The following is a 25,840-nucleotide window of genomic DNA, read 5'->3' as shown; positions in this document are numbered from 1 at the left end:
GACGATACCGAGCGGTATGCGCTCCGGTGGATCAGGGGCGGACCGCCGCCTCGCGCAGCACACGGGCCAGTGCGCTCGGCTGCGAGAACATCGGCCAGTGCCCGGTGTCCAGCTCCACCAGCTCCCAGCTGTCGCTCCCGAGCAGCGCGGCCACCGCCGGTATCGGCTCGTCCCCGTCGAGAAGGCACTTCACGTACGTCGCAGGCAGCTCACCCAGAGGGCGGTCGAGGACGGCCGGTTCGGTGAGCGTGACACCCGGGTGCGGGGTCGCTCCCACGATCCGGGCGATCTGCTCGTCCGTCAGCCCCTGCCCCGCGTACTCCTCGGGGCCGAGCGGCGGCCAGTACCCGCCCTGCGCGTCGATCGTCCGCCGTACCTGCTCGCTGGGCCAGCCCGACAGGAACGACTCCCCGTCCACGGGCACGTTCGCGTCGACGAACACCACGCGCCGCAGCCGGTCGCCGATCCGCCCGGCGGCCTGCCCGACCGGAACGCCCGCGTAGCTGTGCCCGACCAGGACGACGTCCCGCAGACCGAGCCGCTCCACCTCCTCGACGATGTCCCGGACGTGCGCCTGCTGTCCGGCAGGCCGTGTGTCCCGTCTCTCGGCGAGGCCCGTCAGCGTCAGCGCACGGACGTCATGCCCGGCGCCGCGCAGCTCCGCGGCCACCTCGTCCCATGCCCACGCCCCGAGCCATGCCCCTGCCACCAGTACGAAGTCCGTCATGCGGGCAACGTAGCCGAGGGGTCTGACAACAGGTCACTCCTCGTCCGCGTGCGGGGCGGGGTCCGGCTCGGAGTCCGGGCCCTGGGCCCTGACGCGCTGCACGTGTTCCAGGGACTCGCGCAACTCGGCGAGCCAGTCGTCCGTATGACGCTGGACCAGGCGCACGCACCAGGCCAGCGCGTCGCTGCGGCTGCGCGCGACACCGCCGGCGACCAGGGTGTCGAGCACCTGGCGCTCCGGCTGGCGCAGCCGTGTCATGACCGGCGCGGCCACGTGCGTGAAGAGTGTGCGCCGCCCGCCGCACTCCACGCCCCAGGACACCTTCCGCCCGAACCGGTGCTCGGCCTCCCGGGCCACGGCCATGCGGCCGACGCGGGTGCGCTCCCGGAATTCCTGCACCCGGCTCTCCAGGGCCGCCTCCCGTTCGGTGGCCGGGGCGTCCCCGGCCGGCCTGGGGGCGGGGATGCGGCCGATGACGGTGATCTCCTCGCGGTCGACCGTGATCTCGGTCAGCTCCTCGAAGAGGTCGTCGGGCAGGCGACCGGCGAACCAGCCGCGGAGCTTCTCTCTCTGCTCATTCGTAATCATGTAATGACGATTACTTCACCAGTACATGAACACAAGGGGTCGCAAAGCAGTCGGCCGAGAGTGGAATCGGAATGTTTCAGGCCTATTAACGAACGCACGGGAATCGGCCATCTGGCCGCTTCATGACCCCGGAGGCCGTGCAGTTACGGGCTTCACCCGCGCGCGTTCCGTAACTTCACGCCACTGATTCAATACGCAAGGTTACTGAAACCCGTGGGGTCGATGTGTGTTTCCGCGGCGGACTCGGCAGACTCGCGCTCGCCGCTCCGGGCACCGACCGAGCACGGACCGGCACACCCCGTAATCGAAGCGGAAGGATGCACACAATGCGGAACACCGCGCGCTGGGCCATGATCCTCGGCATGACGGCCACCGCCGTCTGCGGACCCCTCACCGGGGCCGCGCTCGCCACCCCGGGTCAGGCCCCCACCGCGCTCTACGCCCCGTCGGCCCTCGTCCTCACGGTGGGCCACGGCGAGAGCGCGATCGCAGCGACTCCGGAACGCGCGGTCACCCTGACCTGTGCCCCGACGGCGGCCGGCACGCACCCGGCGGCCCGCTCGGCCTGCGCGGAACTGCGCGGCGTCGGTGGGGACTTCGACGCCCTGACCGCGAGGGACGGCGTGATGTGCACCAAGCAGTACGACCCGGTGGTCGTCACCGTGGACGGCGTCTGGCAGGGCAAGCGCGTCTCCTACGAGCGCACCTTCTCCAACGACTGTATGAAGAACGCCTACGGAACGGGAGTCTTCTCCTTCTGAGAGGGCTGGACCCACAGACCGGGATCGCGCTGACACCGTGAAGCGCAGCGGGCCGTGGCTGGGGAGCCGGGCCGTTGTCACGGGAGGTCGCGATCTCGTGCGAGGGGGCCGGCGGGCGGAGTGGGGCCGCCCGCCGGCCTCTGGGCGCTACCGCGCCCGGGGCCTCACGCCCGGTCGCGGTGGCTCGTGTCGCACCACGGGTAGCGGCGACTGCGGCGGCAGGTGCACAGGGCGACGCGGAACCGGTCGGAGCTGACGACGGAACCGTCCTCGAGCTCCACCTCCACCGGGCCCTCCACCAGCAGCGGGCCCTTGCGCTGGACGGTGACGCGGCGCGGTGCGGCAGACCGGTCAGACGGGGAGTTCGGCACGGACGACCACCAGCTCTTCCTTGTCCTCGACGGCGGGCAGCAGCCCCCGCTCCCGCAGCCAGTGTTCCCGGCCACGCAGCACGGGCCCGAGCGCGATCCGGCGCCGACGGGTCACCGCGGCCTTCAGGCCGGCCGCGCGCAATTGCCCGACCGTCAGGTCCGGGCCGCTGAGCGCCGACTGCACGAGCAGCAGCACCCCGCCCGGCCGCAGGAGACCGGGCGCCTCCCGGCAGATGCGGTCGACGACCAGCCGTCCGTCGCCGCCCGCGTCCCAGGCCCGGGCCGCGCCCCGCGGCGGCCTGCGATGACCGTCCGGCGCCGGCACGTACGGCGGGTTGGCCAGGATCAGATCGAACGTTTCTCCGTGTACGGGTTCGAAGAGATTCCCGTGCCGGATGTGGACCGGGAGTCCCGCCAGCAGGGCGTTCAGCCGCGCGGCCCACACGGCGCTCCAGGACACGTCCACGGCGGTCACACGGCTGCCCCGGCGCGCGGCCTCCAGGGCCAGGGCGCCGCTGCCGGTGCCCACGTCGAGGACTTCCGCGCCCGGGGGCAGCGATTCGTCGAACAGGGCACCGGCCAGCAGCTCGGTGTCCTCCTGCGGGGCGTACACGCCCGGGGGTACCAGTGCAATCACGCCACGCCGAGTACCCCGGCCATCAGGAGATATGGGCTGCTTCCCGGGCAAGTGGTGTACGCAGGGAAGAACGTGACGCACGCCAGTCGGCGAGCAGCCGGGCGCCGAAGCGCTTCTCGACGAACTCGGTGGCGTCGATGCCGAAGGCGACGTCCGGGGCGAGCTGCGGCTCCTGCTCCAGCAGTCCGCCGATGACGTCGTGGCGCACCACCTGCTCGTGGACCGCGTCGGCCTCGACGTGCTCGTCGTAGAAGTGCTCGGCCGCGGGGCCGGCGCCCGTGCGGCGCATCGCCTCGGCGAGCCGTCGCGACCCCGGCGACGAGGTGATCTCGACCGTCGCGAAGTGCCCGACCAGGGCGCCTCTGAGGGTGCGGTGCAGCCCGAACAGGGACATCATGTTCACGGTGACCAGGGCCTCGGCGGACGCGGCGTCGAGGTAGCGGCCGTAGGCGGTGTCCAGGCCCAGATCCGTCATCAGGCCGGCGAACAGGGCCGCGTGCACGCGCTCCGCCCGGCCGCCGCCCCACTCGTCGAACTCCACCGCGGCCATCCCCGCCTTCGCCCGGCCCCACAGCCGTGGCAGCACCCAGGCGTGTGGATCCGCCTCCTTGAGGTGGTACAGGGAGCGCTGGGCCGCATACTCGCGCACCTGCCACAGTTCGCCCTCGGCGCGCAGGAAGTGGGTCACGCCGGTGCCCTCGACGGGCTCGACCAGCAGGCCGGCCAAGGCCTCGTCCACGCTCTCGTGGACGTGCGCGTCGGTGCGCAGCGCGGACAGGAAGCGCTGCTCCATGGCCGCGCGGATGCGCAGCAGGTCGGGGTCCCACTCACGCTCGGGAGGGACCTCCGCGAAGCCGCGGTAGTGCAGCTCGTAGCACAGGTACAGGGCGAGCTGGAGGTCGTCGCCGTACACCTCGGCGCGGGCGACCTCCTCGAGGCGGGGCAGGCGGCCCGCGCCCCGCAGATACGCGTCGACACCTCTGCTCAGCGGGCCGCGCGGGGTCGGCAGTCGTGGTCCTTGGTGCTCCATGCGCGCCGGGTACCCGCCCGGCGACCGGGCACCCCTCGCGTGACACCCGCCCCACGGGGTACTCCGGCATGGCACGAAGGCACTCGTGGTCCAGCACTCGTCGAGACGTCGGCTCCACGATCCCCGGCCAGGCGGGACCCACGGGAACCAGGGGCCCGGCCCCGGGCCGAGCTTCCTTGACGCCGAGCGGGGCCACGACTGGTCGCGCTCGACCGGGCGGGCCATGGCGGCGGATCTGCCGGGTGTGGCGCGGGCCCTGGCGGCGCGACCGTTCGGGGCGCCGCCCCAGTGGCCCGGCCCGGTCCTCCTCAGTCCCCCTCGGACTCCTCCTGCGCACGCGGGCTGGGGGAGACGGCCTCCCCGGCCTCGCCCCGGTGGCGGCGCCGCTCCGCGGAGTCGCGGGTGCGGTTCTCGGCGTCCTCGACCTCGCGCAGCACCTCCTCGAGCGCCGTCTCGGGCGGCTTGCCATGCTGGTCCTGGCCGTGATCATGGTGCTGGGACACGGGAGTCTCCTTCCTGTTCCTGTGTTCGGGTACGGCCCGTCACGGGCATGGGCGCGGGCGGTCAGCGGGAGGTGGCGGCGATCCGCAGCGGCACCGGGTCGGGAGGAGCGGCCTCCTCGCTGCGGCGCGCGACCTCCGCCCACCAGGAGGGGCCGTCCTCGATGTGGCGCAGCAGCACGCCTTCGCGGATCGCCCACGGGCAGACGGTGACGGCCTTGATGCCGGTCAGCTTCATCGCGGTGTGCCCGACCACCGCTCCCGCCAGACTCTGTGCGGCGCGCGGGGCGGAGATGCCGGGCAGGTGCGCGCGTTCGGCGGCGGGCAGCGCGGCCAGCCGGGTGATCGCCTCCTGCAGCTCGGAGCGGCGCATCTGCCGGTCCACGAAGGGGCCGTGGCGCCCGGGTGCGGCGCCGCACAGCCGCCCCAGCTGCTGGAAGGTGCGGGAGGTGGCGACCGCGGTGCGCGGGCCCTCCCAGCGGATCCGCGCCGCGACGTCTCGCAGCTGATGGCGGACCTTGCGGCGCAGCGCCCGCACCCGCTCCGGCGACGGCGGGTCCTCGTCCTCGAAGAACTCGTGCGTCAGTCGGCGCGCGCCCAGCGGCAGCGACGCCACGAAGTCGGGCAACCGGCCGCGCCCGAAGGCGACTTCGAGGGTGCCGCCGCCGATGTCGAGCAGGGCGAGCGGACCCGAGCGCCAGCCCATCCAGCGCCGCGCCCCGAGAAACGTCAATTCGGCCTCGACCTCGCCCGGCAGGGTGCACAGGTCGACGCCCGTACGGGCGCGGACGGTGCGCAGCACCTCGCGCCGGTTCGGCGCGTTGCGTACCACGGCGGTCGCGAACGCCGGCGGGTCGGCGGCACCCCACCGGGTGGCGGCCCTGCTCGCCTCGGCCACCGCGTCGACGAGTTGCCCCACGGCCTGCTCCGGGACGGGTCCTCCCGGTGCGATCTGCTCGGACAGCCTCAGCCGCCACTTGGCGGTGTGCACGGGCAGCGGCACTCCGTCCGCCGCGTCCGCGACCACCAGTCTGACCGTGTTCGATCCCACGTCCACCACGCTGATACGCATGGCCGGTGGGTACCCATTTGCCGGGCCGGTCAACAGATCGCACGCGCCGGACCGGCGAGGACGCGCCACCCGCGGGGGGCGCAGGCCGCGGCAGGGGAGAGGGGGCCGCCGTGCCCCCGCGCACGACGGCCCCCGGCCAGCCCCGTCGGTCACATGTGCACGACCGGCGCCGCCTCCGCGTCCTGTCCCGGCACCCCGCGCCGGTGCAGGGCCAGGGTGATCAGCGCGCCCGCGGCAAAGAACCCGGCCGACCACCAGAAGGCGGTGGTGCAGCTCTCGATCGTGGCCTGGGCCTGCACGAGCTTGCCGCTCGGGTCCCTGCCGGACAGATAGTCGGACACCGCGCTCGCGGCGAGGGTGTCCAGCAGCGCCGTGCCGACCGAACCGCCCACCTGCTGCATGGCGTTGACGGTGGCGGAGGCCACGCCGGCGTCCTCGGCCGCGACGCCGCCCGTGGCCGGCTGCATCGCCGACGGCATCACCAGGCCGAGACCCACGCCGATCACGACGAGCTGCGGCAGCACCGCGCTCGCGTAGGAGGAGCCGACGCCGATACCCGTCAGCCACGCCACGCCGGCGGTGGCGATGGCGAAGCCCAGCGGGATCACGGCCTTCGGGCCGAGGCGCGGCAGCAGCACGGTGGTGCCCAGCTGAGCCGTCACCATCAGCGCGCCGACCATCGGCAGGAACGCCACACCGGTCTTCGTGGGACTGAAGCCCAGGTGGAGTGGCAGGTAGTAGGTGAGGAACAGCAACACCCCGAACATGCCCGCGCCGCTGATCAGCACGGCCAGGAAGGACGCCCCGCGGGTGCGGTCGAGCAGGATGCGCAGGGGCAGCAGCGGGTGGGCGGCGCGGGTCTGCCACCAGGCGAAGGCGGCCAGCAGCACGCCGCCGGCGATCAGGAAGCCCCAGGTGTGCGGCTAGCCCCAGTCGTGCGTCTCCCGCGTTCGAGAAGCCGTAGACGACGGAGAACAGGCCGCCGGCCATCAGGATCGTGCCCGGCACGTCCAGCTTGGCGGTAGCTCGCATATTCCTTGACGCGTATATAACGAGCGAGGCATATTGGGGTCATGTCCGACGCCGCCCTCTGGACCGCGCTCGCCGATTCCCACCGGCGGGCCATCGTCGCGCTGCTCCTGGAGCGGCCCCGGTCCGTCGGTGAGATCGTCGAGGCAAGCGGACTGAGCCAGCCGAGCACCTCCAAGCACCTCAAGGTGCTGCGCGAGGCGGGCCTGGTCCGGGTGCGGCAGGACGCGCAACGCCGTGTCTACGCCCTCGACCCCGCCCCGATCGCCGCCCTGGACGCCTGGCTCGCCCCCTACCGCGCGCTCTGGAACAAGAGCCTCGACACGCTGGGCCGCCGCCTCGACGAGACGCCGGACGCCCCCGAACCACCCCACCGAAGGACTGATCCGCCATGACCCCCGACCTCACCGGCACCTATCTGACCCTGGACGACGGCCGCCCCGCCGTCCGTTTCAGCCGCGTGTACGACCACCCCGTGGACCGCGTCTGGCAGTTCGTCACCGACGCGGACGAACTGGAGCGCTGGTTCCCGTCCCGCGCCGAGATCGAGCTGCGCCCCGGCGGCACGATCCGTTTCAGCGGCGACCCGCACATGGAGAACTCAACCGGCCGGGTCCTCGCCGTCGACCCGCCCCGGCACCTGGCGTTCGAGTGGGGCGGGGACGAACTCCGCTTCGACCTGGAGGAAACCGGCGAGAAGAGCACCCGCTTCACGCTCACCAACGTCCTCGACGCCCAGGACAGCGCCGCCCGCAACGGCGCCGGCTGGGAGGTGTGCCTGGCCGCGCTGGACGCCAGGGCGCGCGGCGAGGAGACCGCCGGTCCGCACGCCGGGGCTGACGCGCCCTGGAAGGAGCTCTACGCCGCCTACGTCGCGACGGGGATGCCCTCCGGCGCGCCGGTGCCCGGACTGGACTGACCGCTCACGCCAACGGGACTGACCGCCTCACGCCATCTGACGCCGCACCAGCTCGTGCAGCCGGCCTCCGGTGTCGGCGAGCAGCTGGGCCGGCGGTCCCTGCTGGATGACCTTGCCCTCCTCCATCACCACGACCCGGTCGGCGTCCAGCACGGTCGACAGCCGGTGCGCGATGACGATCCGGGTGGCGTTCAGAGCCTTGGTGCTCTCGATGACCGTGCGCTGCGTCTCGTTGTCGAGCGCGCTGGTCGCCTCGTCGAAGAAGAGGATGCGCGGCCGCCGGATCAGCGCCTGGGCGATCATCAGCCGCTGGCGCTGGCCGCCGGAGACGGCTCCGCTGCCCGCGACGATGGTGTGCAGACCCATCGGCATCCGCTTGATGTCCTCGGCGAGACCGGCCATCTCGGCCGCCGCCATCGCCTCCTCCGGCGTGTACGGCTCGGTGCCGCAGATGACGTCCAGGATCGAACCGGTGAACGGCTGCGCGTTCTGGAGCACCACACCGCACTGTCGGCGCACCGCCGACTGGTCGAGGGCCGCCAGGTCCTGCCCGTCGTAGAGCACACTGCCCGACACGGGCCGGTCGAAGCCGATCAGCAGCCGCAGCAGCGTCGACTTTCCGCAGCCGCTCGGGCCGACGACCGCGACGAACTCGCCCGGCCGCACGTCGAACGACACGTCGTCGAGGACCAGCGGACCGTCGTCCGAGTAGCGGAAGGACACCCGCCGCGCCTCGATCGCCCCGGTCAGCGGACCCGGCCGGGTGCTCGCCGTGCGCACCTCCGGCGTCGCGTCGAGCACCGGCTTGATCTCCTCGAACAGCGGCAGCGCGGCCACCGCCGAGACGAACGAGCCCGTCAGCTGCGTGACGGAGGTCAGCACCATCGTCACCGAGGTGTTGAAGGTGAGGAACGCCGCCGCCGACATCGACCCCCGGGCCGGGCCGGCCAGCAGCATGAACATCAGCAGCGTGCACAGCGGCAGGTACACCGCGCCCAGCACCGACGTGAGGTTCTTGATGCGCCCGACCTTCTGCTGGAGCTCCCGGCTGCGCGCGAACTCCGACGCCCACGCGGCGTACGCGTAGTTCTCGGCGGCGGCCACCCGCAGCTTGGGCAGACCCCGCAGCGTCTGGAACGCCTGGTTGTTCAGCTTGTTGGAGAGCACCACGAGACGCCGCTGCCAGCGCACCTGCCACAACCCGAGCCCCAGGAACACGGCGGCGATCACGACGAGCATGCCGATCGCCGCCATCGCCATCGGCACGCTGTACCAGAGCAGCAGCCCCAGGTTCATCGCGCCGACCGTCACCGACTGGGCGACCGTCGGCCCGACCCCCGCCAGCAGCCGGCGGATCGAGCTGATGCCCATGGCCGCACTGGCCAGTTCGCCCGTGGAGCGCTCGGTGAAGAACTTCGTCGGCAGTCTCAGCAGCCGGTCCCACACCGCCGGCTGGAGCGTCGCCTCGATCCGGCCCTCCAGCCGCAGGATCGTGAGGTTCTGCAACAGCATGAAGGCCGCCGCCACCACACTGCTCAGCATCACCGCGAGGCACACCTGCACGATCAGCCCGGTCTGCGCCTTCGGCACGAACTCGCCCAGCACCTTGCCGGTCGCGATGGGCACCAGCGCGCCGATCGCCACCGTCACCAGACCACTGAGCAGCAGACCCGTCAGGTCGCCGCGCATGCCCTGCATGCAGAACCGCAGCAGCCTCAGCGGACTGAGCCCCCGCTCCGGCAGCGGGCGGTAGAACATCACCGCGCGCGGCTCGAACTCCTCGGCGTTGGCCTTCTCGATCGGCGTCTCCCGGCCGGTCGACGGATGCACCGCGACATAGCCGCCGCGCCGCCACAGCAGCGCCACCGGCGCACCCGACAGGGACCGCTGACCGACCAGCGGTCCCACGTTGTCCCGCCACCAGCGGCCGTCGAGCCGTACGGCCCGGGTACGCACCCGGGAGGCGAGGGCGACCTGCTCGACCGGGTCGAGGCGGTCCCCGCCGGTGCCCTTCTGGGTCGGTTCGGTGATACGGATCCCGGCCGCCTGCCCGACCAGCTTGCAGGCCGCGTACGTGGCGTCCGCGTCGGCCGCGGTCGTGCGCTTCGAGGGGCGCTTGCCGATGGAGGCGAGCAGCGTCTGGTCGGCCTGGGCGCGCACCGCCTCACCGGCCTTGATGCCCTCGGCCGTGCGCGACTCGTGGGTGCGCTCCAGCTGCTCGATCCAGCGGTCCAGCGTGGTCAGCAGCCGGTGCTGCTGGTCGACCATGGACTGCCACAGCGCGGGGTCCATCAGCAGGTCGGCCGCGGCCTCCGCGCCGTACAGCGAGCCGTACTGCACGCTGCCCGGCGGCACCTGCATCCAGAACACGTCGTCGTCGGTGGGCGCGGCGGCCCGCTCGGTGGCCATCGGTGCCTGGAAGAGGATCGACAGACTGCGGCCGACCCCGAGGGCGAGCGCGTACTCCAGTGGACTCGTCGTCGGCGGCACGTACTGCGGGTTGCCGTAGTCGTCGTACGACCAGGTCGCCGTGTTGGCCGGCTGGTACAGCTCGCGCAGGCCGATGCGGTGCACCACGCAGTCCCGCAGCGGCCGGGCCACCAGGGTGTGCTGCGGGCCCGGCACCGGGCCGAGCACCAGCGAGCCCGCCTCCAGCCGGCCCAGATGGTGCCAATGGCCCTGCTGCCCGGCGTCGACCGCGAACAGATCCACGGCGCCGGAGGCGACCAGCCACAGCACCTGCGGGCCTTCGAGGTCGAGGCGGTTGAACCCGGCGCAGTCGATGCGCGAACCCATCTGCCCGAAGGCGCCGAGCACCAGGTCGCCGTCGTGCCCTTCGTGAACGGCCGTCATGTCACCGCTCCCTGACCAGTGCCGCGTACGCGCCGCCGCGGGCCACCAGGTCCTCGTGCCGTCCCCGCTCCACGATCGTGCCGTGCTGAAGGACGACGATCTCGTCGCTGTCGCGCACCGTGCTCAGCCGGTGTGCGATCACCACACAGGCGCAGCCGCGCCGGCGCAGGTTGTCCATCACGACCTGCTCGGTCTCCGCGTCCAGTGCGCTCGTCACCTCGTCGAGCACCAGGATGCTCGGCCGGCGCACCAGCGCCCGGGCGATCTCCAGGCGCTGGCGCTGCCCGCCGGAGAAGTTGCGGCCGTCCTGCTCGACCCTGCTGTGGATGCCGCCAGGGCGGCGCGTGATCACATCGTGCAGAGCGGCGTCGCGCAGCGCGTCCTCCACCGCGTCGTCGGGGATCGACGGGTCCCACAGCGCCACGTTGTCGCGGACGGTGCCCTCGAACAGGAACACGTCCTGGTCGACGAAGGAGACCGAGGCGGCCAGCGCCCCCCGCGGGATGTCGTCGATGCGCTGCCCGTCGATGCGGATCACGCCCTCCCACGGCGCGTACAGCCCGGAGATCATCCGGGACACCGTGGACTTGCCGCTGCCCGAGCCGCCCACCAGCGCGACCTGCTGCCCAGGACCGACCGTCAGGTCGAAGCCGGTGAGCAGGGGCTTGTCGAGCGGGCTGTAGCCGAACGTGATGTTCTCCAGCTCGACATGGCCCTGGAGGCGGCGGGTGGACTCGCCGGAGCCGGGGCGGCCGTAGAGCGGGTCCGCCTTGAAGTTCTCCACGTCCTTCAGCCGGGCCACGTCCGCCGCGAAGTCCTGGATGCGGCCGGCGACGCCGTTCAGCCGGGTCAGCGGGGCCGTGAACCGGGTGACCAGGGCTTGGAAGGCGACCAGCAGACCGACCGAGATGTGCCCCTCGACCGCCCGCATGCCGCCGATCCACAGGATCAGCGCGCTGTTGAGGGTGGCGAGCGTCGGCGCGACCACCCCCAGCCAGGCACTCGGCACACCGAGCCGCTGCTGCTCCTCCAGGGTCGTGGCGTGCTGCCCGGCCCACTTGCGGAAGTAGCCGTCCTCGCCGCCGGTCGCCTTCATCGTCTCGATGAGCTGGAGACCGGTGTAGGCGGTGTTGGTCAGGCGTGCCGTGTCCGCGCGCAGCTTCGCCGTACGCGTCGCCCGCAGCCGGATGACGACCCGCATGGCGACGATGTTCAGCAGGGCCACGCCGATGCCGACGAACGTCAGCTGCGGGTCGTAGGTGTAGAGCAGCACCGCGTAGAGGACGACCACGATCGCGTCCACGCCCGCCGCGGCGAGGTCGCGGGACAGGGTCTCGGACACCGCGTCGTTGGACTGCAGGCGCTGCACCAGGTCGGCCGGGCTGCGCTGGGAGAAGAACGTGACCGGCAGCCGCAGCAGATGCCGCAGGAAGCGGGCGCTGGAGAGCGTGGAGGAGATGATGCGGCCGCGCAGCAGGTTGGCCTGCTGGAGCCAGGTCAGGACCACGGTGAGCAGCACGCACGCCGCCATCGACGTGAACAGCACGCCGAGCAACGAGGTCTGGTTGCCGATCAGGAACTCGTCGATGTAGGTGCGGCTCAGCGCGGGCACCGCGGCGCCGACCGCCACCAGTAGCAGGCTCGCCAGGACGGCGGCGGGCATCGTGCCCGCCGTGCCGCGCAGCCGGGCGGGCATCGCGCCCAGGACGCCGGGCTTGCGGCCGCCCCGGGCGAAGTCCTCACCGGGTTCCAGCACGAGGACGACACCGGTGAAGCTGCCGTCGAAGTCCTCCATGGGGACGAACCGGCGGCCCTTGCCGGGGTCGTTGATGTAGACACCGCGGCGGCCGAAACGCCGGCCCATGCCGTCGTAGACGACGTAGTGGTTGAACTCCCAGAACAGGATGGCCGGCGACTTCACCTCGGCGAGGGCGGCCAGGTCCATCTGCATGCCCTTGGCCGTCAGACCGTAGGAGCGGGCCGCCTTCAGGAGGTTGCTGGCGCGCGAGCCGTCGCGGGAGACACCGCAGGCGATGCGCAGTTCCTCCAGCGGGACGTGCTTGCCGTAGTGGCCGAGCACCATCGCCAGGGAGGCGGCGCCGCACTCGACGGCCTCCATCTGGAGCACGGTGGGTGTGCGGACGGTCTTGGCCCGGGCTTTGGGCACCTTGCGCTTCGTCGGGGCGGCGCGGCGCCTGCTGCGGGGCTCCTGCGCGGTCGCGCTCATGGCAGCAGCCAGTCGACGGGATGCTGGTCGGCCAGCCGGATCGAACCGGAGGCCAGCGTCATGGAGGTCAGCTTGAACGGGGGCCCGTCCGCGGACGACCACCGGTAGCCGCTCTTCGTGGCGGAGGACGTGTCCAGCCGGACCGTCACGGCCACCGGCCTGCCCTTCTTCGTGAACTGCTCGCCCAGCTGGCTGTCCCCGAGGAACGCGGCGATCTGCTGCGGGGACTGAGCCGAGCGGTCCACCGACTTCACATGGCCGCGCAGCACGCCGTACTCCTGCGTCGGCACCGACTGCACGGTCAGGTCCACGGCCGCGTCGTCGGGGATCGAGGCGGCGTTCTCGGCGGGGACGTACACGGTCGCGTAGAGCGGGTCCGTCGTGCGGGCGACCTTCTCGACGGCGGCGACGTTCGCGCCGGTCTGGATGATCTGCCCGACGGTCGCGGCGAGCGCGGAGACGCGGCCCGCGTCGAGGGTGCGGACGACCGCGTCGCCCTTGGCCGTGCGGACCTTGAGCACGGGGGAGCCCGCGGGCACCTGCTGGCCCTGCTTGGCCAGCACTGCCGTGACCTGGCCCGCGACGGGGCTCTGGAGGAGGTAGCTGCCCTGCCCGTGTGTGAGGATGGCGGGTGCGCTGACGGTGGAGGTCACCGAGCCGGCCACCGCCCACACCGAGGCGGCGGCCATCGCGACCACCGTCACCGAGAGCACGAGCCAGCCCTGCGGCCGGGCGAAGCGCACCGGGAGGTCGAGTTCCTCCGGTGACTGGAGCTTGGCGAGGGCCTGTTGGCGGAACTGCAAGGAACTTCCCTCACCCGTAGAAGAGGTACTCACGGCCTTGGCGAAGGTGCCTGCGACCGTGCAAGAGGTGCATGTGGAACCCGAAGAACCCGGAACCGCCGGCTGCGGCTCCGGGTCTCAACGGCACAAGGGCTCGATCAGAGACCGGCGACCAGGTTGGTGACCGGGGCCGTGTTCAGGCCGGTGGTGCCCTCGACGGTGCCGACGACCGTGTTCACCAGGCCGGAGACCGGAGCGATGCTGTCGACCGTGTCGGTGACGGTGTTCACGGCGTTCACGGCGAGGCCACCGGAGACGGCGTCGAGCTCGGCGTCGGCGATCTCGACGGTCTCAACCTGGGGGGTGGAGTTCATGATGGAACTTCCCTTCGTATGGATATCTCACAAGGGGGGAGCGGCCCCCTCTGGGGACAGATGACGGCCGCGACCGCGAGCACCGGGCATCCGTTTCCGAATGCCCTGAGCGGCCCCCGCGGTGCGATGGATCAAAGCACGCTGCGGGTCCGCGCTTCCAATCAACCACCCCCCTCACCAGGCAACTTGCGCCCCAGCGGCACCGATCCGTGCAGGTCTGCGCACCGCTTGGCGGCGAGTTCTTCACATGCCGCACGGCATCGGCGCATCCGGGCCCTTGCCCGGCGGGGCGGCGAATCCGGCACTACCGCCCCAAAGGTGTGACCTACGCGGCCGGGGTGTGGACAACCCTCATTTCGGTGACCGGGTTGAGCATTCGATGTGCAGATTCACTGAAGTCGGGATTCGACTCCGTGACTGCGACAGATCGTTCCCGACTGGATACGGAGCGTTTCGTTCCGTCATGCCGCAGCGAGGCCCGTCGTTGGAGCGCCGTCATCCGGCCATGGCTCTCCGCGGTCCGCCCGGGTCGGGCCTGCCGGAGCGGGCCATGTGAACAGGGCGGTCGTGGACCGCGCGGTCGCCGTGCGGACGGCGGGAGTTGGCTGATTCCGCGATGCGAAGGGATCACTTGCAATCGGAATTGAACGCCCCGTGCGGCCCGTGCGTACCAACAGCCATCCAGGCGCCCCCCAGAAGCTGCCGGACGGCGGCACCTACTCCGTTCCCCAGGAGGAGAGAAGTTTGAGTCACAAGCGAATTCCGAAGCGCAAGGCCGCGATAGCGGCGGGCGGCGTGGTGGCGCTCGGCGCGGCCGCGATCCTGCTCCCCAACGCCAACGCCTCGCAGGACGGTTCGTCCGGCGACGCGGCGGCCGCGCCGAAGACCCTGAAGGCGGGCGACGCCTCGGATCTCGCCTCGCAGCTCTCCGGGCTCCTCGGTGAGGCGTTCGGCGGCTCCTACTACGACGCCGACAGCAGGCAGCTCGTCGTCAACGTCGTGCCGGGCGACGACAACAACGTGATCGTGCAGGCGAAGGCGGCCGGCGCGAAGGTCCGCGAGGTGGAGAACAGCTGGTCGGAGCTTCAGGACGGGGCGTCGACGCTCAAGTCCGAGGCGACCGTCGCGGGCACCTCGTGGTCGATCGACCCGCGCACCAACAAGCTCCTGGTGACCGCGGACAGCACCGTGACCGGTGCCAAGTGGGACAGACTGGAGAGCACCGTGAAGGAGCTCGGCTCCGACATGGCCACCATCAAGAAGTCCTCCGGCACCTTCAAGCCGTTCGTCTCCGGAGGCGACGCCATCTTCGCGGGCGGCTCGCGCTGCTCCCTCGGCTTCAACGTCACCGCGGGCGACGGCTCCCCGGCCTTCCTGACGGCCGGTCACTGCACCCTCGGCGGCAACGAGTGGTCCGACACTCAGGGCGGCCAGCCGATCGCCACGGTCGACCAGTCGACCTTCCCCGGCAACGGCGACTTCGCACTCGTGAAGTACGACGACCCGGCGACCGAGGCGCCCAGCGAGGTCAACACCGGCAACCAGACCGTGCCGATCACCGAGGCCGCCGAGGCGACCGTCGGCCAGCAGGTCTTCCGGATGGGCAGCACCACCGGGCTCAACGACGGCCAGGTCCTCGGCCTCGACGCCACGGTGAACTACCCGGAGGGCACGGTCACCGGCCTCATCCAGACCGATGTCTGCGCCGAACCCGGCGACAGCGGCGGCTCGCTGTTCACCCAGGACGGTCTCGCCATCGGCCTGACCTCCGGCGGCAGCGGCGACTGCACGGCCGGCGGCGAGACGTTCTTCCAGCCGGTGACCACCGCCCTGGAGGCGGTCGGCGCGACCCTCGGCGCGGGCGGTGCCGCGGGCGGCGGTGCCGGTGCCGGTGACGACGCCGGTGCGGGCGCGGGCGACGACGCCGGTGCCGGTGCCGGTGAGGAGGCCGGAGCCGGTGGCGAGGCCGGTGCCGGCCAGGAAGCCGGGGCCGGTGAAGAAGCCGGTGCGGGTGCCGGTGAGCAGGCCGGCGGTGACGAAGCGGGTGCCGGAGCCGGTGCCGGTGCCGGTCAGGACGCGGGTCAGGGCGTCGAGGACAACTCCGGTCTGACCGAGTCCCGCTGACCCCTCCCCAAGCCGTCGGCAGCCGGTCCGACGCCGCCGGCCCGGTCCCGCCCCCTTCCTGGCGGGACCGGGCCGGCCACCGGCGTGTCCGCGGCGCTGTGCCCGGTGGAGCTACCCGAGCGCCCTGATCAGCAACAGGGCGATGTCGTCGAGCCGTTCCTCCCCGTCCGTGTGGTGCCGCTCCTGGTGGACGAGGCTGTCGGCCAGTTCGTCCAGCGGCTGGCCCCCGGCGTCGGCCAGGCGCCGGCTCAGGTCCGCGAGGGCCTCCTCGAAGTCCGTGCCGGGGGACTCGACCAGCCCGTCGGTGTAGAGGACGAGCAGCGAACCGGGAGGCAGCGCGACCTCCGTCGTCGGATACACCGCCGAGGCGTCGATGCCCAGCAGCGGACCGCCCGCCAGGTCCAGGACGCGCACCTTGCCGTCCGGCCGTCTCAGCAGCGGCGGGGGATGCCCGGCCCGGGACATCACGGCCCGCCCGTGCTCCGGGTCGAGCCGCAGGTACAGGCAGCTGGCGAAGAGATCGGCACCCAGGTCGAGCAGCAGCCGGTTGGTGCTGCGCATGACCTCCTCCGGCGCCTGCCCCACGGTCGTGTACGCGCGCACCGCGGTGCGGACCTGCCCCATCAGCCCGGCCGCCGTCACGTTGTGGCCCTGGACGTCCCCGATCACCGCCGCCGCGGTCCCCTGGGCGCCGACCAGGTCGTAGAAATCGCCGCCGATGTCCATGCCCTGAGTGGCCGGCACATAGCGGCCGACCGCCTCGATGCCGGGCAGTGACGGCAGCGAGTGCGGCAGCAGCGCCTCCTGGAGGCCGTGCGCGAGCCGGTGCTTGGCGTCGTAGAGCAGGGCCCGCTCCAGCGCCTGGGCGATCAGCCCGGCCATGCTGGTCATCACCGCCCGCTCCTCCGTCGGGAAGGGGTGGGGCTCGGCGTAGGAGAGGACACAGGTCCCCACCGGGCGGCCCTGGGCGATCAGCGGCAGGTAGGCCCAGGCCGCGAACCCGTCGGGGGTCGCGAGCCGCGCCGGGTACAGGCGCTCCAGCTGCTCCTGCGACTCGAAGAACGCGGGCACGCCCGTCCGCAGCACCTGGGTGCCGGGTGTCGACTCGGTCAGGGGCATCCCGTCGAACCGTTCCACCACGTGCGGGTCCCGGTACCCGCGATGCCCGAGCACCTGGAGCCGGTTCGCCCGCGAGCCCAGCACGACCAGGGCCTGGCTGCCCACCGCCGGGGAGATCTCGTCCGCGACCAGCTGCACCACGTCCTGCACCCCCACGGCCTCGGTCAGCGCCCCGGCCAGGTCCAGCACCTGAGAGATGGTGACCAGGCGGGACGGCGTCCCGTCGGGCGGCGGTGCAGTGCGGTTCATCCGGGACACGGCCCGGGATCTGGTGATGCGGACGCTGAGGCCCGTCGTGCTCGGGTACAGCCGGAACGACAGCCATTCGCCGGGCGGGCGCAGCGCCACGAACGAGGTGACGTGCTGGCTCAGCAGCGCGGCCCGGTAACGGTCCTCGTACACCGGGTCGTTGAGCCAGGGCACCGACGCCCACAGCTGGGTGCCGAGCAGCCGGCTGACGGGGACGTTCAGCAGCTCACCCGCCGCCGCGTTGACGAAGCCGACGCGTCCGTGCAGGTCCAGTGAGACCAGTCCGTACGGCAGCCGGCTCACCATCCGGGCCGCCTCGACCGTGCCCAGCGTCCCGGCCATCCCGCCCACCAGGGGGGAGGCGAGCAGATCGGTCTCGGGGTGCGGCGGGATGCTGTGCTCGGCGGCCCGCTCCAGCCGGACCGCGAGCCGGCCGCAGGCCGCGGTCAGGTGCTCGCGCTCGTGGTCGGACATCTCCGGCGGATGCGCGCCCGGCCAGGTCACGAAGACCGCGCCGTACACCTTGGACTCGGTGGCGACCGGCACCGCGGCCAGGGCGAACGGATAGGGCAGCACCACGGCGATCCGCGGATAGTGGCGGGCCATCTCCTCCTCGCCGCCGACCCACACCAGCCGCCGCTCGCGCGCCGCGTCGGCGACCGGGATCGGGGCGCTCAGGCCCACCCGCTCCCAGGGGGCCGCGAACGCCCGGGGCAGACCGGCCATCACGGTCATCTCCAGCACCGGCTGGTCCGGTGACATCAGGTACACCGCGCCGGAGTGGGCGTGCACCTCGTCCATCATCGAGGCCAGCGCCAAGGAGAGCAGCGGCCGGCCCACCGGCGGTATGGCGGCGGCCGGCGCCTGCGCGGACGACTGCTCGTCGGACACGCCGACCACCTCCTCGCACGGCCGCGCGACCGGGTCCAGGAACAAATCTCCCCCCAGACGGCCGGTCCCGCACGACGAGCGATTCCGCGACGGGCCTGGTTACCGTCGGTCACATGCGCTCCGGCCCCGGCGGGCGCGCTCACGTACCCCGACTGCCCCGACCCATGCCCCCGTAGTCGAAGCGTGGCCGGGCGTACGGACGCTGGGCGTGCGCCCCCGCGCACCCTGATGGCCGGTTCTCCGCGCCCACGCTGCGTGACGGTCGCGAACAATGGGGCACGCGCTCAACAGGCGAGGGGGCGTAGGTCGAGCGGAGGGGTGGCAGTGATCCGGGTGCTTCTGGTGCACGACGAGTGTCTGGTGCGGTCCGTGCTGGCGGAGTGGCTGCGGCGGGAGACCGACCTGGCGGTGCACGACACGTCGTGGCGCGTCGCGCCGGGCACGGTGCGGTCGGTTGGGCCGGACGTGTGCGCGGCGGACCTGGAGTGCGCGGACTCCTACGGCATCCCACCGCTGGGCGAACTGTGCCGGCCGGGCCCGGAGCGCGTGCGCCCCCGATTACTCGTGCTCGCCAGCGCGAATCGGCCGGGCCTGCTGAAGCGGGCGGCCGAGGCGGGGGCGCTCGGCTATGTGGACAAGGAGGGATCCCCGCAGAATCTGCTGCGCGGGATCCGTCGCGTTGCCGAGGGGGAACGTTTCGTCAACGACTCGCTGGGCTTCGGGTTCCTCCAGGCGGCGGAGATGCCGCTGACCCGCAGAGAACTGAGCGTGTTATCCCTCGCGGCCGAGGGAGCCTCCATCGCGGAGATCGCCGGGAGCCTGCACCTGTCCCACGGGACGGTGCGCAACTACATGGCGGCCATCACCCGCAAGACCGGGGCCCGCAACCGCATCGACGCGATACGCATCTCCCAGGGCCAGGGCTGGCTCTGACCCGCGCCGGGCCGGGGCGCGAGTCCAGCTCCCCACGAGGTCCCGGTACAGCGCCGAGGACCGCAGCAGCTCCTCATGACCGCCGTACGCCGTGCTCCGGCCGTCCATCACCAGGACCCGGCCGGCGCGGCGGGCCGAGCTGATGCGGTGGGCCACGACCACCAGGGTCCCGCCCGGCCGCGCGGCGAACGCCCGCTCCGCCCGCTCCTCCGTCCCGGGGTCCAGATGGCAGGTCGCCTCGTCCAGCAGGGCGAGCGGGGCGTACGACAGATAGGCCCGGGTCAGTGCGACCAGCTGCCGTTCGCCGGCCGACAGCGTCGCCGGATCGACCCGGGCGTCGAGCCCTCCGAGCCGCTCGGCCAGCGGGGTGAGCCCGACCGCCTCGGCCGCGGCCAGCAACTCCTCCACGGGCACCGGATCGGGTCGCAGATACGCGAGGTTCTCGGCCAGGGTGCCACTGAAGACGTACGCCTCCTGTGGGATGAGTACCCGCTCGGCGGCAGCCTCCGGGCCGGGCACGGGGTGTCCACCGACCCGGATCGTGCCGTGCGAGGGGGCGAGCAGCCCCGCCACGAGCGCGGTGAGCGTGGACTTGCCGGCGCCGCTGGGCCCCACGACGGCCAGGTGCGCGCCGGGCGGGAGGGTGAGATCGAGATCCCGGACGACGGGCGCGCTGGCGGGCCCGTAGGCGAACGTGACGGAGGAGAGGGAGAAGGCGGAGGTCGGAGTGCCGTGGTCCGCGGTGGTGCCCGAAGGCCCTGGCCTGCTCTCCGGCGGGCGGGGTGTGCCGGCGTCCGGCCCGGCCAGTCTGCGCAGCACCACCGTCAGGCGGGAGCCGCTCGTGCCCAGGCCGTGGATCAGGTTGCGCAGGGCCGGGAGCAGGGACTGGGTGACGTAGGCGAGGGCGCCGACCAGGGCACCCGCGGTGACGCCGTGGGACAGCAGCCAGGGTCCGGCGGCCAGCAGCAGCACGATCGGCAGCTGGCCGCCGATCGTCAGGGACGCCACGCGCAGCACGCCCCAGTGGGCCAGGGCGCGTGCCGCCCGCAGTTCCGCCTCGACCCGTTCCCCGGTGCCGGCGGCGATGTCCGCCTCCGCGCCGGTCGCCGTGATGTCCCGCAGGCCCGGGCCGACGACGCCGAGGTCGCCGGCGAGGGCCTCGTCGGCGACCAGGAACGTCTCCTGTCGCCGGGCGAGCGGACGCAGCGTCGCGGCGAACAGCGCCACGCCCAGCGCCAGGGGCGGCCCCACGACCAGCAGGAGCGGCGGGGCGAGCGTGAACAGGCCGGCCAGGGCACCGGCGGCGGTGAACACGAAGGAGCGGGAGACCATGACCAGCCCGGCGAAGGTGTCCCGGGCGATCTCCACCTGCTGGGTGAGCCCGGACAGGGAACCCGCGTCCCCGGTCCGCACCCCGCGCGTGACCACCCGTTCCACGAGCCGGTCCCGGAACGGTTCGACCAGCGCGGCGACGGCGGCGTAGACCCGGGCGGTCCCGTACGCGCCGAGCAGGACGCCCACTCCGGTCACGGCCAGCCAGAGCAGTCCGACATCCGCCCGCCCGCTCAGGAACCCCTCGTCCAGGGCGCGGGCGGGCCCGTACCCGATGAGGAAGGTCTGACCGGTCTCCAGCACGGACCAGGCGGTGAGCCGCAGCAGGACCCGCCGGCGGGCCAGCAGGAAACGCAGGCCCCGGGTGGGGAGGGCGGCTCCCGCCGGGGCGTCGGCGGTCGTGTCCGCGTCCCGCCCGCTGCGTCGGCGCGCACGGATCCGGGCCGTCATGCCAGCGCCCCGTCCCCGGCATCCGCACCGCTCCGGCCGTTCGCACCCGTCACGGCGCTCTCCCCGCTCGTCCCGTCCCGGGTGCCCGGGTCCGTCCGCGCACCGTCGTCGCCCGCGTCCGTGCCGCCGGGGCCCGCGCCGTCCCCGAACACCGCCCGGTACTCCGCGAGCCGCCACAACTCCTCGTGCCGCCCCACCGCCCGCACCCGCCCCCCGTCCAGCCACGCCACGGCGTCGGCGCACGCGGCCGTCGCGCCGCGGTGGGCGACCAGCAGCCGGGTGGCGCCCGGCCCGTCGCCGAACAGGGCGTCGGTGATGCGGCGTTCCGTCACCGTGTCGAGGCTGGAGAGGGCGTCGTCGAGGATCAGCAGCCGGCCGCCGTGCGCGAACGCCCGGGCGAGACCGAGCCGTTGTGACTCGCCGCCGGAGCGCGGGGCGTCGGCGACGGGCGTGTCGTATCCGTCGGGGAGGCGGCGGACGAAGTCGTCGGCGAGGGCCGCGCGGGCCGCCTTCCGGACCAGGCCGGGGGAGGGGGAGGGCAGACCGAGGCCGATCGCCCGCCCGACCGTGCCGCCGAGGAGGGCGGGGCGGGCGAAGGCGTAGCCGACGGCGCCGCGCAGGACGTCGTGCGGCAGCTCGCGCAGCGGCACCCCGTCGAGGAGCACCTCGCCCGCGTCCGGATCGGCCAGCCGTCCGGCGAGTGCGGCCAGCAGCGACTTGCCCGCGCCGGACCGGCCGACGACGGCCAGGGTCGTGCCGCCCGGCACGTCGAGATCCACCCCGCCCAGCACGGCGCGTCCGCCACGCCGGGCCGTCACCCCGCGCAGCTCCAGCCGCCCGGGGCCGTCGGGCAGCCCGCGGGTGCCGTACACGATGGCGGGTTCGGTCCCGACCTCGCCGAGGCGCCGGGCCGCGGCCCGGGCCCGCGCCAGGCCCGCGAGCCGGCCGACCAGCACACCGACGCCCGTCGCGAGCACCGCGTACCGGGACGCCGCGAGCACCTCGCCGACCGAGAGCCGGTCCCGGGTGAGCAGCACCCCGGCCACGGCGACGACCGCGAGTTGCAGCAGCGGTGCCACGGCGACCGCCCGGGCCGCGGCCCGCCCCTGCACCCGCCACATGCGGTGCCCGGCCCGGGACAGATCGGGCAGCGGCCGCAGCACCCGGGCCGTCTCCCGGCCTTCCGTGCCGGCCGCCCGGACGGTGCGCACGCCCTCGACGGCCTCCGCCAGCGCGGCCGCGATCCGGCCCTGGGCCCGCTGGTAGCGCGCCGCGCTCTCGGAGGTGTCACGGGAGACGGCGCGCAGGAGAAGGGCCAGCACGGGGGCTCCGGCGAGGAACACGGCCGCGAGCCACCAGTCGATCAGACCCAGCGCGACCACCCCGCCGACGGGGCCGGCGAGTGCGGCCACGAGCGCCGCCCGGGCCGCCGGCGTGGTCCCCGCCTCGGCGGCGTTGCCGACCAGGCGGGCGACGAGGTCACCGGAGCCGAAGCGGTCCGCGGCGCGCGGGCCGACGCCCAGCACGTGCCCGGTCAGCCGGCGGCGCAGCCATGCGGTGGTACGGGCGTCGACGGTGCCGGTGAGGACGGTCTGGACCGCGTCGAGCAGACCGAGCAGCAGGACGAGGCCGGCGCAGCAGAGCACCCAGCCGGTGGCGGGGGCGTGCGCCAGCAGAAGATCGAGGGCCCGGCCCAGCGCGGTCGGCAGCAGCAGCCCGGCACCCGTGGCGGCGATGCTCACCAGGCACAGCGCCAGGCAGCGCGCCCCGCTGTACCGGGTGGCCGCGCGCAGCAGGGTGCGCGCGTGTCCGGTCGCCGGGTCGTCGTCGCCGCGCGAGGTCATACGGGCCTTTCCTGGGGCGGGAAGGACCCCGGGCGGCCCCTCCCCGAAGGGAGGGAGCCGCCCGGAGGGAGCAGACCGCTGGTCAGAGACAGAGCAGAACGCTCGCGGCGCTGATGCAGGAGAGCAGGCTCACCGTGCTGTTGCCGCCGCCGTCCGTGCGCTCTTCGGTCTCGATGGTCTGCAGGTCGAGAAGTGCCATGGTGTGTCCTTCCATTGGGGGTCCGTCCGTGGTCATCCGTGGGGACGGGGTGGTGTCACGACTCCGCGGGATCGCGCAGCCGCGTCAGTGGGGCCGCCTGCTCGGCGGCGGGAGGAACGGCAGGTGGGCGTCGGTCGCCGGGTCGAGGGCCGCGCCGAGCGCCAGCAGGCACCCTGCCGTTCCGGTGGCGAGGTCCATGGAGAGCCGCATCATCTGGTGTCCGGGGAAGGCCAGTTGGCCCTGGTAGGCCATCGCGAACCAGCCGAGCCCGGCGATCTGCGCCGCCAGCCGGTCCTCGGTCGCGCCCGGCGCGGTCGTGCGGCTGAGGTGCAGGATCATTCCGGCGCGGCCCTGAAAGAGGCCGGGCTGCGCGTAGAAGCGTGAGGTCGCGGCGGTGATCACCCCTGAGCGGGCCGTCCCGAACTCCCCGGCCAGGCCGGGGGAGCGGTCCACGAGGTCGTCCAGGACCATGCCGAGGCCCGCGCTGCCGTCGCCGAGGTAGGGCAGCGTCCGCCAGCCCTCGTCGACCTCCAGCGACCCGTTCTCGCGGGTCACGCAGGACGCCAGGTCCCGGCGCAGGGCCACGGCCGCCGCCTCCAGCCAGGCCTCCTCGCCGGTCCACTCGTACTGCCGCAGCATGAGCAGCGCGGGGCCGCTCGCGCCGCGCAGCAGTCCGGCGCGCGGCCGGGACGTGGCCGGGACCGGCTCGGTGAGCCGCTGGACGAGGATCCGCGCGGCCTCGTGGGCCCGCTCGGCCAGTTCCGCCTCGCCGGTCGTACGGGCCAGGTGCCCGAGGACGAGGCCGAGCCCGGCCAGTCCGCCGTGCAGGTCGGACGAGAGGTTCTGCCACCGCTCGGCGAGGATGCCCTCGACCAGGTCCAGCGCCCGCTGCCGGTGCCCGAGCCGGTCGAGGACCAGGGCGACGCCCGCGAGCCCGTCGTACAGCCCGAGCGGGGTGCCGACCGGGGGCGGTGCCGTCCGGTCCAGCAGCCAGCGCTCGCCCTCCTCGTACCGCTCGGCGCCGGCAGCGTCCAGCGCGAACAGCACCCCCGCGGCGCCGTGGGCGAGCCCGAGCCCGCCACCGTCGGAGAACTGCGCGACATCGCCCGGGAAGAGCCGGTCGTCGCGCTCGGGAGTGGCCGAGGCGAGGATGGCCTTGACCATCGAGTCGCGGCTGTACGGCCAGTCGCCCGGGTCCACCGGCGAGGAGGGAGCGGCCACCGTACGGCCGGACACCTCCCGGGTGATCTCCGTGACCGCCTCGTCGAGGAACTCCCGCGGTACGTCCGGGAACTGCTCCGCGATCACCTCGGCCAGGTGCGCCGCCTTGCCGCGGTCGACCACGAACAGCGTGGTCACGGGCAGGAACAGGGCCAGCCGCAGACAGGCCAGCGCATAGCGGTCGATGTCGGCGCCCCGGCGGTCCGGCGGCGCGAAGAACCCGGGGTGGGCGACGACCTGTCGGCCGTTCTCCCCGACCGGGGCCGCGGCCTCGAAGTCGAGGAGGAACACCGTCTCCCCGTCCGGGGCGACCATGATGTTGAAGACGTGCAGGTCGTTGAAGACGATGCCCCGGGCGTGCACCGCCGCCACGGCCTCCTCCACCCTGCGGTGGATGCGCAGCGCCCATGCCGTGTAGGAGGCGACGGCCTGCGCGTCGGGGTCCTGGGTGAGCAGCGGATGCCGCTGGGCGAAGAAGGCGTTGAGCGGACGGCCCTCCAGGAAGTCCATCACCAGGAAGCGGTGCCCGCCGAGCTCGAACCAGTCGCGCACCTCCGGGACCACGCCCGTGCCCGCGACCTGCTCCAGCGCCTGTTTCTCCCGCTCCAGCCGGGCGATCGCGTCGGCCCCGTCCGAGGCCAGCCCCGCGTGCGGCCGCCCCTCCTTGAGGACGATCTTGCGCCCGTCGCGGGTGTCGGTGCCCGCGTACACCCCGCCGCCGTTGGAGAAGTGCAGCGCCTTCTCGATGCGGTAGGGCAGCTCGCCGGTCGTCGTGTCGTTCCGCGCGTCGAGGTGCGGCTGGAGGAATGCCGGGAGCGTCACCCACTCGGGCACCTGAAAGGACGGCGCCCGCCGGTCCGGCACCAGCCGCCCCTCGCCGTCCCGCACCGCCGGCACCAGCGAGCCCCGCTCGTCCACGACGAACGCCCGGGCGAAGGCGCCGTAGCGCACGTACAGCGGGCCCTCGCCCCAGCGCAGGTCGGTGAGGATGTACGGCCCCTCGAAACCCTCCAGCAGCGCGCCCAGCTCGCGCAGCACCCGGTGCAGCTGCTCCTCGTCGGCCGGGTAGACGGTGACGAACTTGCCGCTGCCGTCACGCGGCGCGTACTTGGTGTTGCGCAGGTGGAGCAGATGCGGGCCCGGCACGAACTTGAAGGGGACGCGCCGCTCGACGCAGTAGTCCCACACGATCCGGGCGATCTCCCCGGCGTTCGCCCGGGTCGCCGAGGCGTGGATCTTCCACCCCTGGGCCGGGCCCTGCACCGGTTCGCCGTCCGGGCCGAGCGGCGTCATGGTCTGCCAGTCGCCGATCCGGGCCGACTCCCAGCCCTCCGGCAGCGGCCGGCGGGCCGTCTCGTAGAGGTGGTCGGCCATCCCCTGGCCGCCCCGCGCCAGCCGGTCCGGCGTCTCGTAGAAATGCCGGTCGGCCAGCGCGTACACCTCGTACCGCTTGTCCATGCGTCCCCCTCCTGACGAGCACCGAGCCTTCCAGCCACCAGCCGGGCACGGACAGTCACGCCTGTCACGAGAACACCGTGCGAAACGCATGCGTCAAGACATGTTCGGATTCTTTCGAGCGTCCGCGTCCTCGATGGTCCACGGAACGCC

General features: G+C 73.2%; 20 protein-coding genes and 2 pseudogenes. 5 read left to right on the top strand and 17 right to left on the bottom strand.

The genetic code is table 11. The annotated features are described in order from the left end of the window. Positions 1–31: 31 nt before the first annotated feature. Positions 32–727 carry an alpha/beta fold hydrolase gene (locus HDC93_RS16165; protein ID WP_185011382.1) on the bottom strand — a complete coding sequence of 232 codons (696 nt, stop codon included), beginning with the start codon at positions 725–727 and terminating at the stop codon, positions 32–34. 33 nt (positions 728–760) lie between these two features. Then, entirely contained in the window at positions 761–1,315 is a 555-nt protein-coding gene (locus tag HDC93_RS16160; protein WP_185011380.1) for a hypothetical protein, read from the bottom strand. 326 nt (positions 1,316–1,641) lie between these two features. Between HDC93_RS16160 and HDC93_RS16155 the strand changes: the two genes are divergently transcribed. Continuing rightward, positions 1,642–2,076 carry a protease inhibitor gene (locus HDC93_RS16155; protein ID WP_185011378.1) on the top strand — a complete coding sequence of 145 codons (435 nt, stop codon included), beginning with the start codon at positions 1,642–1,644 and terminating at the stop codon, positions 2,074–2,076. Positions 2,077–2,240: 164 nt separating this feature from the next. On the opposite strand, the gene HDC93_RS16150 is transcribed toward HDC93_RS16155, so the two are convergent. The 6 genes and pseudogenes from HDC93_RS16150 to HDC93_RS16125 all read right to left on the bottom strand — a co-directional run. Next, positions 2,241–2,447, bottom strand: coding sequence for a CDGSH iron-sulfur domain-containing protein (locus HDC93_RS16150; RefSeq protein ID WP_185011376.1), 207 nt, complete (start codon positions 2,445–2,447; stop codon positions 2,241–2,243). After that, the gene (locus HDC93_RS16145; protein WP_311774565.1) at positions 2,428–3,084 is read right to left on the bottom strand and encodes a HemK2/MTQ2 family protein methyltransferase; all 657 of its coding nucleotides are present in this window, start codon (positions 3,082–3,084) and stop codon (positions 2,428–2,430) included. The genes HDC93_RS16150 and HDC93_RS16145 overlap by 20 nt, the downstream gene beginning before the upstream one ends. Before the next feature lie 22 nt (positions 3,085–3,106). After that, positions 3,107–4,114 (bottom strand): iron-containing redox enzyme family protein, encoded by a 1,008-nt coding sequence (locus HDC93_RS16140; protein ID WP_185011374.1) that lies wholly within the window; start codon positions 4,112–4,114, stop codon positions 3,107–3,109. A gap of 308 nt (positions 4,115–4,422) precedes the next feature. Then, positions 4,423–4,617, bottom strand: a complete 195-nt coding sequence (locus tag HDC93_RS16135) for a hypothetical protein (RefSeq protein ID WP_185011372.1) — start codon at positions 4,615–4,617, stop codon at positions 4,423–4,425. Positions 4,618–4,678: 61 nt separating this feature from the next. Continuing rightward, a complete protein-coding gene (locus tag HDC93_RS16130; RefSeq protein ID WP_185011371.1) occupies positions 4,679–5,686 on the bottom strand; it encodes a Ppx/GppA family phosphatase in 1,008 nt (335 codons plus the stop codon). A 149-nt stretch (positions 5,687–5,835) separates the two neighbouring features. After that, positions 5,836–6,712: pseudogene (locus HDC93_RS16125) on the bottom strand (MFS transporter); the annotation flags it as partial. A 47-nt stretch (positions 6,713–6,759) separates the two neighbouring features. Here HDC93_RS16125 and HDC93_RS16120 point away from each other — a divergent pair. Together HDC93_RS16120 and HDC93_RS16115 are read left to right on the top strand one after the other, a co-directional pair. Continuing rightward, on the top strand, positions 6,760–7,110 hold the full coding sequence (locus tag HDC93_RS16120) for a helix-turn-helix transcriptional regulator (RefSeq protein ID WP_185011368.1): 351 nt from the start codon (positions 6,760–6,762) through the stop codon (positions 7,108–7,110). After that, entirely contained in the window at positions 7,107–7,634 is a 528-nt protein-coding gene (locus HDC93_RS16115) for an SRPBCC family protein (protein WP_185011366.1), read from the top strand. The genes HDC93_RS16120 and HDC93_RS16115 overlap by 4 nt, the downstream gene beginning before the upstream one ends. A gap of 27 nt (positions 7,635–7,661) precedes the next feature. On the opposite strand, the gene HDC93_RS16110 is transcribed toward HDC93_RS16115, so the two are convergent. From HDC93_RS16110 to HDC93_RS16095, 4 genes are all read right to left on the bottom strand, one after another. Beyond that, positions 7,662–10,487, bottom strand: coding sequence for an NHLP bacteriocin export ABC transporter permease/ATPase subunit (locus tag HDC93_RS16110; RefSeq protein WP_185011364.1), 2,826 nt, complete (start codon positions 10,485–10,487; stop codon positions 7,662–7,664). A 1-nt stretch (position 10,488) separates the two neighbouring features. Beyond that, positions 10,489–12,714: an NHLP family bacteriocin export ABC transporter peptidase/permease/ATPase subunit gene (locus HDC93_RS16105; protein WP_185011362.1), complete on the bottom strand. Its 2,226-nt coding sequence runs from the start codon at positions 12,712–12,714 to the stop codon at positions 10,489–10,491. After that, positions 12,711–13,517: an HlyD family efflux transporter periplasmic adaptor subunit gene (locus HDC93_RS16100; protein WP_185011360.1), complete on the bottom strand. Its 807-nt coding sequence runs from the start codon at positions 13,515–13,517 to the stop codon at positions 12,711–12,713. Before HDC93_RS16100 ends, HDC93_RS16105 begins: the two co-directional genes overlap by 4 nt. A 137-nt stretch (positions 13,518–13,654) precedes the next feature. After that, positions 13,655–13,870, bottom strand: a complete 216-nt coding sequence (locus tag HDC93_RS16095; protein WP_185011358.1) for a type A2 lantipeptide — start codon at positions 13,868–13,870, stop codon at positions 13,655–13,657. A gap of 744 nt (positions 13,871–14,614) precedes the next feature. Between HDC93_RS16095 and HDC93_RS16090 the strand changes: the two genes are divergently transcribed. Next, positions 14,615–15,994, top strand: coding sequence for a S1 family peptidase (locus HDC93_RS16090; RefSeq protein WP_185011356.1), 1,380 nt, complete (start codon positions 14,615–14,617; stop codon positions 15,992–15,994). A gap of 111 nt (positions 15,995–16,105) precedes the next feature. Here HDC93_RS16090 and HDC93_RS16085 read toward each other — a convergent pair whose 3' ends face one another. Continuing rightward, positions 16,106–18,262, bottom strand: coding sequence for a SpoIIE family protein phosphatase (locus HDC93_RS16085; RefSeq protein ID WP_185011689.1), 2,157 nt, complete (start codon positions 18,260–18,262; stop codon positions 16,106–16,108). 219 nt (positions 18,263–18,481) lie between these two features. Here HDC93_RS16085 and HDC93_RS16080 point away from each other — a divergent pair. Continuing rightward, positions 18,482–19,102, top strand: a pseudogene (locus HDC93_RS16080) (LuxR C-terminal-related transcriptional regulator); the annotation flags it as partial. Here the strand turns inward: HDC93_RS16080 and HDC93_RS39325 are convergent. The 4 genes from HDC93_RS39325 to lanKC all read right to left on the bottom strand — a co-directional run bounded on the left by HDC93_RS39325 (position 19,025) and on the right by lanKC (position 25,690). Then, positions 19,025–20,968 carry an ABC transporter ATP-binding protein gene (locus tag HDC93_RS39325; protein WP_311774564.1) on the bottom strand — a complete coding sequence of 648 codons (1,944 nt, stop codon included), beginning with the start codon at positions 20,966–20,968 and terminating at the stop codon, positions 19,025–19,027. The pseudogene HDC93_RS16080 and the gene HDC93_RS39325 sit on opposite strands and share 78 nt — an antisense overlap. After that, a complete protein-coding gene (locus tag HDC93_RS16070; protein WP_185011352.1) occupies positions 20,965–22,812 on the bottom strand; it encodes an ABC transporter ATP-binding protein in 1,848 nt (615 codons plus the stop codon). Before HDC93_RS16070 ends, HDC93_RS39325 begins: the two co-directional genes overlap by 4 nt. 82 nt (positions 22,813–22,894) lie before the next feature. Continuing rightward, entirely contained in the window at positions 22,895–23,011 is a 117-nt protein-coding gene (locus HDC93_RS16065) for a SapB/AmfS family lanthipeptide (RefSeq protein WP_031113019.1), read from the bottom strand. An 84-nt stretch (positions 23,012–23,095) separates the two neighbouring features. Next, the gene (lanKC, locus tag HDC93_RS16060) at positions 23,096–25,690 is read right to left on the bottom strand and encodes a class III lanthionine synthetase LanKC (protein WP_185011350.1); all 2,595 of its coding nucleotides are present in this window, start codon (positions 25,688–25,690) and stop codon (positions 23,096–23,098) included. Between the last annotated feature and the right edge of the window lie 150 nt (positions 25,691–25,840).

Origin of the sequence: Streptomyces sp. AK010, from assembly GCF_014207295.1 — a bacterium.
Taxonomy (GTDB): Bacteria; Actinomycetota; Actinomycetes; order Streptomycetales; family Streptomycetaceae; genus Streptomyces; species Streptomyces massasporeus.
This window is presented reverse-complemented; position numbering and strand designations above follow the sequence as displayed.

Excerpts from the sequence above, each read along its gene's own strand:
- HDC93_RS39325 (WP_311774564.1), bottom strand. The coding sequence starts at position 20,968 with ATGACGGCCCGGATCCGTGCGCGCCGACGCAGCGGGCGGGACGCGGAC.
- HDC93_RS16115 (WP_185011366.1), top strand. The coding sequence starts at position 7,107 with ATGACCCCCGACCTCACCGGCACCTATCTGACCCTGGACGACGGCCGC.
- HDC93_RS16095 (WP_185011358.1), bottom strand. The coding sequence starts at position 13,870 with ATGAACTCCACCCCCCAGGTTGAGACCGTCGAGATCGCCGACGCCGAG.
- HDC93_RS16130 (WP_185011371.1), bottom strand. The coding sequence starts at position 5,686 with ATGCGTATCAGCGTGGTGGACGTGGGATCGAACACGGTCAGACTGGTG.
- HDC93_RS16065 (WP_031113019.1), bottom strand. The coding sequence starts at position 23,011 with ATGGCACTTCTCGACCTGCAGACCATCGAGACCGAAGAGCGCACGGAC.
- lanKC (WP_185011350.1), bottom strand. The coding sequence starts at position 25,690 with ATGGACAAGCGGTACGAGGTGTACGCGCTGGCCGACCGGCATTTCTAC.
- HDC93_RS16110 (WP_185011364.1), bottom strand. The coding sequence starts at position 10,487 with ATGACGGCCGTTCACGAAGGGCACGACGGCGACCTGGTGCTCGGCGCC.
- HDC93_RS16160 (WP_185011380.1), bottom strand. The coding sequence starts at position 1,315 with ATGATTACGAATGAGCAGAGAGAGAAGCTCCGCGGCTGGTTCGCCGGT.
- HDC93_RS16140 (WP_185011374.1), bottom strand. The coding sequence starts at position 4,114 with ATGGAGCACCAAGGACCACGACTGCCGACCCCGCGCGGCCCGCTGAGC.
- HDC93_RS16155 (WP_185011378.1), top strand. The coding sequence starts at position 1,642 with ATGCGGAACACCGCGCGCTGGGCCATGATCCTCGGCATGACGGCCACC.
- HDC93_RS16120 (WP_185011368.1), top strand. The coding sequence starts at position 6,760 with ATGTCCGACGCCGCCCTCTGGACCGCGCTCGCCGATTCCCACCGGCGG.
- HDC93_RS16070 (WP_185011352.1), bottom strand. The coding sequence starts at position 22,812 with ATGACCTCGCGCGGCGACGACGACCCGGCGACCGGACACGCGCGCACC.
- HDC93_RS16165 (WP_185011382.1), bottom strand. The coding sequence starts at position 727 with ATGACGGACTTCGTACTGGTGGCAGGGGCATGGCTCGGGGCGTGGGCA.
- HDC93_RS16105 (WP_185011362.1), bottom strand. The coding sequence starts at position 12,714 with ATGAGCGCGACCGCGCAGGAGCCCCGCAGCAGGCGCCGCGCCGCCCCG.